The sequence below is a fragment of the Aureimonas jatrophae genome, assembly GCF_900104035.1.
GTDB classification, from domain to species: Bacteria; Pseudomonadota; Alphaproteobacteria; order Rhizobiales; family Rhizobiaceae; genus Aureimonas; species Aureimonas jatrophae.
In genome coordinates this window covers 298,570-312,000 of record NZ_FNIT01000001.1, presented here as the reverse complement: position 1 = coordinate 312,000, position 13,431 = coordinate 298,570, and the positions used below count along the sequence as shown (strand labels likewise).

The window sequence follows — 13,431 nt, the reverse complement described above, 5'->3', positions numbered from 1 at the left end:
AAGCGAGGGCCGCCGCGCGGCGCGCCGCTCCCATCGGATGCGCTTCCCGGACCTTCGAGGGGCTGTTTGCGTGCCGCGACCCGACGTTCCGATCCCGACTTCCGCCCCTTTGCGCGCTGCCCGAGCGCGTTAAACCCCACCCGTGCCGGTCGTCCCGACCGGATCGCTAGGAGAGTTCCCATGGCAGTTCGCGTCGCGATCAACGGATTTGGCCGGATCGGCCGCAACGTGCTTCGCGCCATCGTCGAGTCGGGCCGCACCGACATCGAGGTGGTGGCGATCAACGACCTCGGCCCGGTCGAGACCAACGCCCACCTCATCCGCTATGACTCGGTGCACGGCCGCTTCCCCGGCACGGTGACGGTGCAGGGCGACACGATCGACGTCGGCCGCGGCCCGATGCGCGTGACCGCCGAGCGCGACCCGAAGAACCTGCCCTGGGGCGAGATGGGCATCGACATCGCCTTCGAGTGCACCGGCATCTTCACCGACCCGGCCAAGGCCTCCGCCCACCTCGAGGCGGGCGCCAAGAAGGTCCTGATCTCCGGCCCTCTCACCAAGGCCGAGAACGAGAAGACGATCGTCTATGGCGTCAACCACGACACGCTAACGGCGGACGACAAGATCGTCTCCAACGCCTCGTGCACGACGAACTGCCTCGCGCCGGTTGCCAAGATCCTCGACGAGACGGTCGGCATCGAGACCGGCTTCATGACGACGATCCATTCCTACACGGGCGACCAGCCGACGCTCGACACGATGCACAAGGACCTCTACCGCGCCCGCGCGGCGGCCCTGTCGATGATCCCGACCTCGACCGGCGCGGCCAAGGCGATCGGCCTCGTGCTGCCCCAGCTCAAGGGCAAGCTCGACGGCTCGTCGATCCGCGTGCCGACGCCCAACGTCTCGGTCGTGGACTTCAAGTTCACGGCCAAGCGCAACACCACCGTGGAAGAGATCCAGAACGCCATCAAGGCGGCGGCCGACGGCCCGCTGAAGGGCATCCTCGGCTACACGCTCGACCCGAACGTGTCCCACGACTTCAACCACGACCCTCACTCCTCGGTCTTCGCCATGGACCAGACCAAGGTTCTGGGCGGCAACTTCGTGCGCATCCTCTCGTGGTACGACAACGAGTGGGGCTTCTCGAACCGCATGTCGGACACCGCGCTGGCGATGCACAACGCCCGGTAATTCCTGCAGCAAGGGTGGGGTGCGACGGCATCCCGCCCTTCCCGTCTCGTTCCCCGGCCGCCATCGGGGCGGCCCTCCCCTCGGAGCCCGTCCCATGAATCCGTTCAAGAGCCTCGACGACGCCGACGTTTCGGGCAAGCGCGTGCTCGTCCGCGTCGATCTCAACGTGCCGGTCCAGGACGGGCGCGTTTCCGATGCCACGCGCATCGACCGCGTACTGCCGACCATCCGCGAGATCGCCGACAAGGGTGGCCGCGTCATCCTGCTGGCGCATTTCGGTCGCCCGAAGGGCAAGCTCGACCCCGCGCAGTCGCTGCGGCCGATCGGCGAGGCGCTGGCGGAGAAGCTCGGCAAGCCGGTGGGCTTTGCCGAGGACTGCGTCGGTCCGGTGGCCGAGGGCATCGTCGCCAACATGACGGACGGCGACGTCCTCCTCCTCGAGAACACGCGCTTCCACGCGGGCGAGGAACAGAACGACGAGACCTTCGTGTCGCAGCTTGCCTCGCTCGGCGACCTCTACGTCAACGACGCCTTTTCGGCGGCGCACCGCGCCCATGCCTCGACCGAGGGTCTGGCCCATCACCTTCCCGCCTATGCCGGCCGCACCATGCAGGCCGAGCTGGAGGCGCTGGAGAAGGGTCTCGGACGCCCGGAGAAGCCGGTGATCGCGATCGTCGGCGGCGCGAAGGTCTCGACCAAGATCGACCTTCTCCAGAACCTCGTCGCCAAGGTCGACTGCCTCGTGATCGGCGGCGGCATGGCGAACACCTTCCTCGCCGCGCTCGGCAAGGACGTCGGCAAGTCGCTCTGCGAGCACGACCTCGCGGACACCGCCCGCACGATCATGCAGGCCGCGGAAAAGGCGGGCTGCATCGTGCTCCTGCCGGTGGACGCGGTGGTCGCACGCGAGTTCAAGGCGAACCCCGAGACGCAGACCGTGTCGGTCGACGCCGTGCCGGCCGACAGCATGATCCTCGACGTCGGCCCCGCCAGCACCGGCCAGGTCAAGGAATGGATCGACAAGTCCAAGACCCTCATCTGGAACGGACCGCTCGGCGCCTTCGAGATCCCGCCCTTCGACGCGGCGACCATGGCGGCGGCGCGCCATGCGGCGGCGCGCACGCGCGACGGCCAGCTCGTGTCGGTCGCCGGCGGCGGCGACACGGTGGCGGCCCTGAATGCGGCGGGCGTCGCCGACGACCTGACCTATGTCTCCACCGCAGGCGGCGCCTTCCTGGAATGGATGGAAGGCAAGCCGCTGCCGGGTGTCGACGCGCTTCGGGCCTGACCCGATCTCACGCTGCGGCAGCTCGGCCACAGAGCTGCCGCATTCGCTCGGGGACTCGCGCATTCTCCCTGTCCCTTCCGCGAGGCCTCGCGCATGGTCGCGCGGGACCGGCAGAAAACAGGCCGGCGATGGGGAGACACGTCGCATGAGCCGCCTGAAGAGCCGAGCCGTCCTGAGCGCCACCGCGGCCCTCCTGCTGGGCGCCACCGCGATGCCGGCCCTTGCGCAGGTCGCCGGACCGGTGATCAGCTTCGGCGACTCGCTGTCCGACAACGGCAACCTGTTCCTGATCTCCGGAACCCCGACCTCGCCGCCCTACTTCGCGGGCCGCTTCTCGAACGGGCCGGTCTTCACGGAATACCTGAACGGCGATCCGATGCAGCCGGCCGGCGCCGCCACGCTCGGCGGCATCCGCATCAATCCGGAACGGTCGCAGAACTATGCGTTCGGCGGCGCGCGCACCGACCGGCTCGACGGCCTGCGTCCGCCGGGCATCCCCGCCCAGATCGACGCCTTCCTGCTGCAGGACGGGCGCTTCGGCGCCAACGACGTCGTCACGCTCTACGGCGGCGCCAACAACATCTTCCAGGAGGTCAACGTCCCCGGCGCGACGCCCGCCACGATCGGCGCGGAAGCCGTCGCCTCGGCTGGCGACATCGCGGCCTCGCTCGCGCGTCTCGGCAACCTCGGCGCGCCGACCGTCGTTGTTCTAAACCTGCCAGACATCGGTGCGACGCCGCGCTTTGCCGCGACCCTCCAGGGTTCAGTCGTCGGAACGCTCGCGACCGACGCCTTCAACACGGCGCTCCAGGCCGGCGTCACCCAGGTCGCGGCGACGCTTCCCAACACCGACGTCGTGCTCGTCGACGTGCGCCGCCTCGGCGCGCTGATCGCCAGCGACCCCGCGCGCTTCGGCATCCTGAACACGCGCGACGCCTGCGTCGAGACCCCTGCCTGCGCGACCGCCCCGGCGAGCGTCCAGAACACCTACCAGTACTGGGACAGCGTCCATCCGACGACCGGCGTCCACCGGTTGTTCTCGCAGCTGGTCGAGGACTACCTCTCGGTCGGCACGAGCGCAGCAGCGGTCGGGTCGCTGACCGAGACGGCGCTTCTTGACCGCATGACCGCAAACGACGCGGTGCGCGAGCGCGCCCGCCTGGCGGCGCTCCGGGTGCCGCCGCCCGCCACCGGTTCGGACGCCGCGATCGCCGTGCCCTTCTCCGATGTGTACGTGACGCTGGGCGGCAGCCGCTTCGAGCGCGACCGCGGCAACGACTACCGCTTCGACAACGGCACGGTGCGGATCGGCCTCGACCACCGTATGAACGACCGGCTTCTCGTCGGCGGGGCCCTGTCGGCCTCCACCGGTGAGGTGGACGATGCGCGCCTCACCTACGACACGCGCTCGTTTGCAGCCGATCTCTACGCCACCGCCCTCTTCGGTCCGGCCTACGTCACGCTGTCGGGCGGCGTCGCGCACCAGGACTACGAGGACCTCGACCGCCGGACGCTGGTCGACACCGTCGTGAACCGGGGCACGGACTCGAACGGCGTCTCGGCCAACGTCGGCCTCGAGGCTGGTTACGGCTTCCGCACCGGCGCGCTCACCGTGACGCCCGCGCTCGGCCTCGACTACCTCTACGCTGATGCCGACGGCTATGCCGAGACCGGCGCGGCGGCCCAGATCGTCACCGGCGACACGCAGCGCAATGCGCTCCTCGGCTCGGCCAATCTGCACCTCGCCTACACCACCGATCTCGGCGGTCGTCCGGTCGCCCTGACGGGTCGCATCGGCTACGAGGACATCCTGACCGAGGACGACGCACGCGTTTCGGCGCGCATCGCGGGCGGCATCAGCCGCGCCCGTTCCGCCGAGCTCGAGGATCTGGCGGCACGCGGTTTCGTGGCCGGCGTCGGCGTCGATGCCGGCTTGAGCGACCGTCTCTCGCTGACGGGACGCTACTCGGTCGGCACGAGTTCGGACATCGATGTCAGCCATGTCGGCGAGGTCGGCCTGAAGCTGCGCTTCTGACGTTTGCGTCAAGCCGGGGCACGCGGCCGCGCGCCGCCCTTCTGCCGCATCTGCGTTCGCCCTATAACGCGATCGGTTCGAGGCGCCGGTTCGGCGCTCTGAGAAAGGATGACGCGCGTGAGGATGGCGGTGCAGTCGTGGCTGCTCTACCCGGTCTATGTCTGGCAGGGTCTCGGCCTGCGCCGCCGGATCGAGCGCATGCCGCCCCCACCCGGTCCCTGCCACGGGCATCTGGGGGCCGGCGAGCCCGAGATCCGGCTCCTGGTTCTCGGCGACTCCTCGGCCGCCGGCGTCGGCGTCTCGTCCATGGACGACAGTCTCGCCGCGCGCTTGGCCGAGCGCCTGTCGGTCCTGTCGGGCCGTGCGGTCTCCTGGGTGTCGCGCGGCGCAAACTCGGCGACCTCGGCCGAGGTGCGCGACTTCGTGGTGCCGAACCTCGGTCAGGAGCCGTTCACGCACATCCTCCTGTCGATTGGCACGAACGACGTGAAGAACTGGCACTCGACCCGCCGCTTCAAGCGCTCGTTCGGAACCCTTCTCTACGCGCTTCGCGCCCGCTGGCCCGAGGCGCGCATCGTGTGGTCGCCGCCGGTCGACATGCTGCGCGTGCCCGCGCTGCCGCGAGGCCTGGCCCGCGTGCTGGCCCTGCGCGCCGCGCTTCTGGAGCGGCTCGGGCGTCGGCTCTGCATCGAGCGCGGCATCGTGCCGGCCACCACCTTGCCGCGCGTCGAGCCGGCCGGCTTCTCGCGCGACGGCTTCCACGCCTCGGCGGAGGGCGCGGCCTATACCGCCGGGCATCTCGCGGCCTTCATCCTGCCGGACCGGCTGGCGGGCGCCTAGTCGCCCTCGTCCTCGTAGCCGACGAGGTGGAGTGGACGGGCGCGAACACCCTTGAGCGAACACCAGCGCACCAGCGCCTCCTCGCGCCCGTGGGTCACCCAGACCTCCTGCGGCGAGATTTCGGCGATGGTCTCGATCAGTTCGTCCCAGTCGCAGTGGTCCGACAGGATGATGGGGAGCTCGACGCCGCGCTGGCGGGCGCGGCCGCGCACGCGCATCCACCCGCTGGCAAAGCACGCCACCGGATCGGGAAAGCGCCGCGCCCACTTGTCGGCGAAGGCCGATGGCGGGCCGACGACCACGGCCCCCGCGAAGCTCGCCTTCGCCTCGCCTTCCGCATCCTTGCCGCGCGCGATCGTGGCAGGGCGGAGTTCGCCGAGGTCGATGCCCTCCTCCTCGTAGAAGTCGCAGAGCTTGCGCAGCGCGCCGTGGATGTAGATCGGCTCGTCGTAGCCCTGCTCGCGCAGCATGCGGATGACGCGCTGCGCCTTGCCGAGCGCATAGGCGCCGACGAGATGGGCGCGCTCGGGAAACTGGCGCGTCGAGCGGATCAGCTTGGCGATCTCGGTGCGCGGGTCGGGATGGCGGAAGACCGGCAGCGCGAAGGTCGCCTCGGTGATGAAGACGTCGCAGGGCACGGGCTCGAAAGGCTCGGCGGTCGGATCGTGCGAGCGTTTGTAGTCGCCCGACGCCACGATCCGCATGCCGTTCCACTCCACCAGGATCTGCGCCGAACCCAGAACGTGCCCGGCCGGATGGAAGGAGACGGCGACGCCGTTGACGTCGATCCGCTCGCCCCAGGGCGCCTCCTGACGCGTCTGTGCGAAGTCCTCGCCGTAGCGCAGCGCCATAATGCGCAGGGTGCGGGGTGTCGCGAGCACCGCGGCGTTGCCGGGCCGCGCGTGGTCGGCATGCCCATGCGTGACGAGCGCTCGGTCCACCGGGCGCACCGGGTCGATGTAGAAATCGCCTGGCGGGCAATACAGCCCCTTCGGGGTCGGGCGGAGGAGGTCTTCGAAGCGGGCCATGCCGCATGAGATAGGGCCGCACGAGCGGGCGGCATCGCGGCACCTTGCGCGAAGGGCACGACACGCCGCATAGGAGGCCGCCCCAACCGGAACCGTGACACCTTGGCAGACGATCCCCACCGTTCCGGCGACCCGATCGCCGACCTGCGAGCCGCCCATGCGCGCGACTATGCGCAAGGCGGCGAGTTCGAGGTGGCCGCCGATCTCATGCGCCAGGCGCTGGAGGTCGCACCGGATTGGACGGCGGGACGCATGCAGCTCGCGGGCTTCCTGCTGCAGGCGGACCGCGAGACCGAGGCCCGAACCATCTTCCAAGGCATCCTCAACGCCGATCCGGCCGATCCCTATGGCGCGGAGCTGAAACTCGCCGCGCTCGGAGCCGTACCCGTACCGGCCGCCCCCTCGCCGCTCTTCGTGGCCGGGTTGTTCGACCAGTACGCGCCGCGCTTCGAGGAGGCGCTGGTGAACCGGCTGGGATACCGCGTGCCGGATCTGCTTGTCGCCGCGATCGATCGACTAGCCGGTCCCGATCAGGTCTTTGCCCGCACGCTGGACCTTGGCTGCGGCACGGGGTTGATGGGCGAGCGGTTGCGCGGGCGCACACGCTGGCTGGAGGGCGTCGACCTCTCGCCACGCATGCTGGAGCGCGCGCGGCGCAAGGAGATCTACGACGTCCTGCGCGAGGGCGACATTCTCGAGCCCGTCGCTTCGGAACCCTTCGATCTCGTCACGGCGGCCGACGTTCTGACCTATCTCGGCGATCTCGAACCGGCCTTCCGTCGCATCGCGGAGGCCGCCCGTCTCGGTTCACCGATCGCCTTCTCGGTCGAGGTGGAAGACGGCGACGCGCCGTTCAAGCTTCGTCCGAGCCTGCGCTACGCGCACGAGCCGGACCATCTCTGGAGGCTTCTGGGCGCCTGCGGGTTCGAGACCGTTGCGATCGAGCGCGCCGTGATCCGGCAGGATGCCGGCGCCGACGTCGCGGGCGCGATCGTCACGGCACGGAGGGCCGAGCGTTGAACGCACGCGGCGAGACGGGAACCATCACGGCCGAGGACGTCGAGATCGCGACCACGCGGCGCGCCCATCGCTTCGGCAGCTGGGCGGCGACAGCCACCCGCCATTCCCCGTGGGAGGATGCGCTCGGCATCCTGGCCGGCGTCGTGCTGACGGCGGTCGGCATCGCCATCCTGGGCCATCTCGGCTTCCTTACGGGTGGCATGGCGGGTCTTGCCTTCGTGGTCCACTACCTCACCGGTTGGAACTTCGGCCTCGTCTTCTTCTGCCTCAACCTGCCCTTCTACGTGCTGGCGGTCGGGCGCATGGGGCGGGCCTTCACGGTGAAGACGGCCTTCGCGGTCGGGCTCCTGTCGCTCGTCACCGCCTTCAGCGGCAACGTCCTCGACTTCGCGCGGGTTCAGCCGCTGGTCGGCGCCTGTCTCGGCGGGCTGATGATCGGCTTCGGCTTGCTTGCCCTCTTCCGCCACCGTTCGTCGGCGGGCGGCGTCGGCATCCTCGCCGTCTATCTTCAGGACCGCTTCGGCTGGCGGGCGGGGCTGACGCAGATGGCGGTGGACCTTCTCGTGCTCGTCACGGCGTTCGCCGCCGTTTCGCCGCTCGCCGTCCTCTACTCGGTGGTCGGCGCGGTGGTCCTGAACCTCTTCCTTGCGATCAACCACCGCACGGACCGCTATCTGGCGGCCTAGTTCTTGGCGCAGGACGGGAGAGCCATACCTTAAGGGGCGTGACCGCGCCGCTTCCGCCCGACCTCAGCCCCGACCAGACCTTCGCCCTGCCGGAGGTCTTCCTGCGCTGGTTCGCGAAGAAGGGCTGGAGCCCCCGCCCGCACCAGCTCGACCTCCTCGCACGTGCCGAAGCGGGCCGCTCGACCCTTCTGATCGCGCCGACCGGCGCGGGCAAGACGCTGGCCGGTTTCCTGCCCTCGCTGGTGGACCTGTCGCGGCGACCGAAGCACCGTCCCGGCACGCGGCTGCCCGGCGTCCATACGCTCTACATCTCGCCCCTCAAGGCGCTCGCCACCGACATCCAGCGCAACCTCACCATGCCCGTCGAGGAGATGGGGCTGCGCATCAAGATGGAGGCACGCACCGGCGACACGTCCGCCTCGCGCCGGCAGCGCCAGAAGGCCAGCCCGCCCGACATCCTTCTGACGACGCCCGAGCAGCTGGCGCTCCTCCTCAGCCATGCCGACGCCGCCGACTTCTTCGGTGACCTGTCGACCGTGATCTTCGACGAGCTCCACTCGCTGGTCGCATCCAAGCGCGGCCACCTCCTGGCGCTCGGTCTTGCGCGCCTGCGTAAGCACGCGCCGGGCCTTCGCACGATCGGCCTCTCGGCCACCGTTACCGACCCGGCCGAACTCTGCGAGTGGCTGGTCGCGCAGGAGCCCGACCACCGGCATCAGGCCGACCTCGTGACGGTCGAGGGCGGCGCCAAGCCCGAGATCACGATCCTGAAGTCCAAGGAGCGCGTGCCCTGGCAGGGTCACATGGCGCGCTACGCCATGCCCGAGATCTACGAGGCGATCCAAGCGCACAAGACGACGCTTCTCTTCGTCAACACACGCTCTCAGGCCGAACTCCTGTTCCAGGAGCTCTGGCGCATCAACGAGGACACGCTGCCGATCGCGCTCCACCACGGTTCGCTCGACGTGTCCCAGCGCCGCCGCGTCGAAGCTGCCATGGCCGCCAACGAACTGCGCGCCGTGGTGGCAACCTCGACGCTGGACCTCGGCATCGACTGGGGCGACGTCGATCTTGTGGTGCATGTCGGCGCGCCAAAGGGCGCCTCCCGCCTGGCACAGCGGATCGGCCGGGCCAATCACCGCATGGACGAGCCCTCGAAGGCGATCCTCGTGCCGGCCAACCGCTTCGAGGTCATGGAGTGCCAGGCGGCGCTCGACGCCAACTATCTCGGCGCGCAGGATTCCCCGCCGATGCGCGAGGGCTGCCTCGACGTTCTCGCGCAGCACGTGCTCGGCATGGCCTGTGCCGAGCCCTTCCGCGCGGACGACCTCTATGCCGAGGTGACGAGCGCCAGCGTCTACCGCGATATGGACCGCACGACCTTCGACCAGGTCGTCGACTTCGTGGCGACCGGCGGCTATGCGCTGCGCGTCTACGAGCGATACGCCAAGATCCGGCTGACCGAGGACGGCACCTGGCGCATCACCCATCCGAGCGTGGCGCAGGGCTACCGGATGAACGCCGGGACGATCATCGAGTCCGAGACGCTGCTCGTGCGTTTGATCCGCGCCAAGACGCGCTCCGGCATGAGCCGCGGCGGACCGGTGCTCGGCAAGATCGAGGAGAACTTTCTGGAGACCCTGGCTGCAGGCGACACGTTCCTGTTCTCCGGCCAGGTGCTGCGCTTCGAGGGCATCCACGAGATGGAATGCCTCGTCACCAAGGCTAAAGGCGACGAGGCGAAGGTGCCCTACTACGGCGGCCAGAAGTTTCCGCTGACGACATTTCTCGCAGCGCGCGTGCGCGAGATGCTGGCCGACCCGAAGCAATGGGACGCCCTGCCGCCCCAGGTGCACGACTGGCTGGAGATCCAGGCGCGCAAGTCGAGCATCCCGGGGCCGAACGACCTCCTGATCGAGACCTTTCCGAACGGCAACCGCTTCTTCATGGTGGCCTACCCGTTCGAGGGCCGGCTCGCCCACCAGACGCTCGGCATGCTGCTGACGCGCCGCCTGGAGCGCATGCGCGCCAAGCCCTTGGGCTTCGTCGCGACCGACTACGCCCTGTCGATCTGGGGCAAGGGCGACATGGGCGAGATGATCGGGACGAAGCGACTCTCGCTCGACGAGCTCTTCGACGAGGACATGCTGGGCGACGACCTGGAAGCGTGGATGGCGGACTCCTGGCTTCTGAAGCGCACCTTCCGGCAATGCGCGGTGATCGCCGGGCTCGTCACCAAGAACCATCCCGGGCGCGAGAAGACCGGGCGGCAGATGACGGTCTCGTCGGACCTTGTCTACGACGTCCTGCGCCAGCACGAGCCCGACCACATCCTCCTGCGCGCGACCTGGGCGGACGCGGCGACCGGCCTTCTCGACGTCAAGCGCGTGTCGGACCTTCTCGCCCGCATCAAGCGGCATATCCTGCACCGCGATCTGGCCGAGATTTCGCCGCTCGCCGTTCCGATCATGCTGGAGGCGGGGCGCGAGCGCGTCGACGGCGAGGCGCGCGACGACGTTCTGCAGGAGGCGATGGAGCAGGACCTCATCATCCGCGCGCTGGGCGAGGCCAGCCGCTACCGCTCGAACTACCTGACCTGAGGTCTCAGGCGGGCGCACCCTCCAGACTGCGCTCGGCGAGCAGCGCCACGATGAGATCGGACTGCGAGACGATGCCGGCCAGCCGTCCGTCCGACTCAACGACCGGCAGATGATGCAGGCCGGCTCCCGCCATGATGCGCACGATGTCGGCGAGTCGCGCGTCGGGCGTGGTGGTGCGCACCGGGGCGGTCATGATGTCCGCGATGCTGCCGTTGGGTGCGCGGCCGCGCGTCGCGGCCAACGACAGACGGTGCCTCAATCCAAGCCTCGGACCCTTCGCGCCCCAGGCCGCCTTATCGAGCAGATCGGTCTGCGTGACGATGCCGACCACGCGCGCATCGTCGCCGGTGACCGGCAGCGCCTTGATGTGATGTGTACGGATGAGGTCGAAGGCCTCGCGGATCGAGGCGTCGGGCGCGACGGCGACGACGTCGCGCGACATGATCGTGGCGCAGGTCGCGCGGCCGACATGGCGCCCGAAGGCACGCAGCTGCGCCTGTCGCAGGATGCCCTCCAGATCACCGCGACTGATGTCGAGGAGCGCGTCGTACTCGGAGAGAACCGCGTCGAGATCGGCCGACGTGATGCCGACGCGTCCCTCGGCCGGCACGTCGCGCGTCTGGCGCGCGGGCGCTGCGATCGCGGGACGGTGCGGATAGGAGCGCCCGGCCAGACGGTTGTAGGCGACCGCGACGAGGAGCAGGAGAAGCGAGTTCGCAGCCACCGGCCAGACCACGAAACCGAATCCAAGGTCCCGGATCGCGGGGCCGCCGAGCACCGCCGTCAGCGCGATCGCGCCGCTCGGCGGATGGAGGCATTGCAGCGACATCATGATCGCGATCGAGACGCCGATCGCCAGCGTCGCCGCCGCGAGCGGATCGGGCACGAGCTGTGCCGAGGCCACGCCGACGATCGCGGCGACGAGGTTTCCGCCGAGAATCGAACGCGGTTGGGCGAGCGGACTGGCGGGCACGGCGAAGAGGAGCACCGCCGAGGCGCCCATCGGCGCGATCAGCGCGGGTAGCGACGGCGCGGACCCGAGGGCGAGCGTGCAGACGAGACCCGTTCCGAGAATGCCGACGGAGGCGCCAAGCGCGGAGCGCAGGCGCTCCCGCCAGCTGACGGCGATGGGGACGGGACCGAGGATCCAGGGGCGCATGGGCATGACGCCTTATGATCCGCGACGCGCGGGCCGCCAAGCCCGCCCGGCGCGCCTCAATGCCCGGACGACAGCTCCAGCGCGTCGGCACGGTTGCGGATGCTGAGCTTGTCGACGATCGTCCGCGACGCCTCGTTGAGGCCGACGACCTCGGTCTCGACGCCGGCCTTACGGAAACGTAGTGCCACCTTGTCGAGCGCGCCGACGCCGGTGAGATCCCAGATATGGGCGCGGGTCACATCGATCACGACGTGAGCGACCGGCTCGCGCGTGTCGAAGCTGTCGACGAACTTTCCGGCCGAGGCGAAGAAGACTTGGCCCTCGACCGTGTAGGTGCGCGTGTCGCCCTCGCGCCGTGAGGTGACCGCGAAGATCTGCGCGATCTTCGAGGCGAAGAACAGGCCCGACAGCAGGACGCCCGCAAAGACGCCGAGCGCGAGGTTGTGGGTCCAGACGACGATGATCACCACCGCCAGCATCACGACCGAGGACCGTCGGGGATGGGTCACGAGGCTGCGGATCGAGCCCCAGTCGAACGTGCCGATCGAGACCATGATCATGACGGCGACGAGGGCCGGCATCGGGATCACGGCGACCCAGTCGCTCAAGCCCACGATCAGGAATAGCAGCATCACGCCCGCGAAGAAGCAGCTGAGGCGCCCGCGCCCGCCGGATCGGATGTTGATGCCGGACTGGCCGATCATGGCGCAGCCCGCCATGCCGCCGAAGAAGCCGGTCACGAAGTTGGCGATGCCCTGACCGACGCATTCGCGATTCTTGTCGGAGCCGGTATCGGTCAGGTCGTCGACGACCTGCGCGGTCATCAGCGACTCCAGAAGGCCGACCATGGCGATGCCGATCGAATAGGGCGCGATGATGCGCAGCGTCTCGAAGCTCAGCGGCACGTCGGGCAGGAAGAAGGTCGGCAGGCTGGAGGGCAGCTGGCCCATGTCGCCGACCGTCCGCACGTCGATGCCGAAGGCCAGCGCGACGGCGGTGATCGCGACAATCGCGACCAACGGCGACGGCACGGCAGTGGTGACGCGCGGCAGGAGGTAGATGATGGCGAGCGCCCCGGCGAGCAGGACGTAGGTCATCGACGGCACACCGATCAGCTCGGGCAGCTGCGCGAGGAAGATCAGGATCGCGAGCGCATTGACGAAGCCCGTCATGACGGAGCGCGACACGAAGCGCATGAGATCGCCGAGCCGCAGGAAACCGGCGGCGACCTGGATGATGCCGGCTAGGATCGTCGCGGCGAAGAGATATTGAAGGCCGTGGTCGCGAACCAGCGTGACCATGAGGACCGCGGTCGCGGCGGTCGCGGCCGAGATCATGCCGGGCCGCCCGCCGAAGATCGAAATCAGGACAGCGATCGAAAAGGAGGCGTAGAGGCCGACCTGCGGGTCGACGCCCGCGATGATCGAGAAGGCGATGGCTTCGGGAATAAGAGCCAGCGCGACCACGAGGCCGGAGAGAAGGTCTCCCCGGACGTTGCCGAACCATTCGGCTCGCGTGCCGAACGGTGCGGCGCGCCAGTTGGCGGATGTGAACATGAGCGAAAAACACGAGATCTGGACG

The 13,431-nt window shown here is 69.2% G+C and carries 10 protein-coding genes; 7 read left to right on the top strand and 3 right to left on the bottom strand.

Features of this window, described 5'->3' with window-relative positions; translation table 11 throughout:
- Nucleotides 1-180: 180 nt before the first annotated feature.
- The 4 genes from gap to BLQ76_RS01455 all read left to right on the top strand — a co-directional run bounded on the left by gap (nucleotide 181) and on the right by BLQ76_RS01455 (nucleotide 5,357).
- Entirely contained in the window at nucleotides 181-1,194 is a 1,014-nt protein-coding gene (gap, locus tag BLQ76_RS01470; protein ID WP_090667825.1) for a type I glyceraldehyde-3-phosphate dehydrogenase, read from the top strand.
- Nucleotides 1,195-1,288: 94 nt separating this feature from the next.
- Nucleotides 1,289-2,482, top strand: a complete 1,194-nt coding sequence (locus tag BLQ76_RS01465) for a phosphoglycerate kinase (protein WP_090667823.1) — start codon at nucleotides 1,289-1,291, stop codon at nucleotides 2,480-2,482.
- 145 nt (nucleotides 2,483-2,627) lie between these two features.
- Entirely contained in the window at nucleotides 2,628-4,517 is a 1,890-nt protein-coding gene (locus BLQ76_RS01460; RefSeq protein ID WP_170842417.1) for an autotransporter domain-containing protein, read from the top strand.
- Between the two features lie 108 nt (nucleotides 4,518-4,625).
- A complete protein-coding gene (locus BLQ76_RS01455; RefSeq protein WP_090667817.1) occupies nucleotides 4,626-5,357 on the top strand; it encodes an SGNH/GDSL hydrolase family protein in 732 nt (243 codons plus the stop codon).
- Here BLQ76_RS01455 and BLQ76_RS01450 read toward each other — a convergent pair.
- On the bottom strand, nucleotides 5,354-6,385 hold the full coding sequence (locus tag BLQ76_RS01450) for a ligase-associated DNA damage response exonuclease (RefSeq protein WP_090667814.1): 1,032 nt from the start codon (nucleotides 6,383-6,385) through the stop codon (nucleotides 5,354-5,356). The two genes, BLQ76_RS01455 and BLQ76_RS01450, sit on opposite strands and share 4 nt — an antisense overlap.
- Nucleotides 6,386-6,487: 102 nt before the next feature.
- Between BLQ76_RS01450 and BLQ76_RS01445 the strand changes: the two genes are divergently transcribed.
- From BLQ76_RS01445 to BLQ76_RS01435, 3 genes are read left to right on the top strand one after another with little or no spacing between them, the layout of a single operon-like run.
- Nucleotides 6,488-7,405, top strand: coding sequence for a methyltransferase domain-containing protein (locus tag BLQ76_RS01445; protein WP_090667810.1), 918 nt, complete (start codon nucleotides 6,488-6,490; stop codon nucleotides 7,403-7,405).
- A 44-nt stretch (nucleotides 7,406-7,449) separates the two neighbouring features.
- Nucleotides 7,450-8,091, top strand: a complete 642-nt coding sequence (locus tag BLQ76_RS01440; protein ID WP_090669470.1) for a YitT family protein — start codon at nucleotides 7,450-7,452, stop codon at nucleotides 8,089-8,091.
- A 38-nt stretch (nucleotides 8,092-8,129) separates the two neighbouring features.
- Nucleotides 8,130-10,691, top strand: a complete 2,562-nt coding sequence (locus BLQ76_RS01435) for a ligase-associated DNA damage response DEXH box helicase (protein ID WP_090667807.1) — start codon at nucleotides 8,130-8,132, stop codon at nucleotides 10,689-10,691.
- A 4-nt stretch (nucleotides 10,692-10,695) separates the two neighbouring features.
- Here BLQ76_RS01435 and BLQ76_RS01430 read toward each other — a convergent pair whose 3' ends face one another.
- Both BLQ76_RS01430 and BLQ76_RS01425 read right to left on the bottom strand, forming a co-directional pair.
- Nucleotides 10,696-11,856, bottom strand: coding sequence for an HPP family protein (locus tag BLQ76_RS01430; RefSeq protein ID WP_425285127.1), 1,161 nt, complete (start codon nucleotides 11,854-11,856; stop codon nucleotides 10,696-10,698).
- 50 nt (nucleotides 11,857-11,906) lie between these two features.
- A complete protein-coding gene (locus tag BLQ76_RS01425) occupies nucleotides 11,907-13,406 on the bottom strand; it encodes a SulP family inorganic anion transporter (protein WP_090667805.1) in 1,500 nt (499 codons plus the stop codon).
- Nucleotides 13,407-13,431: the final 25 nt, after the last annotated feature.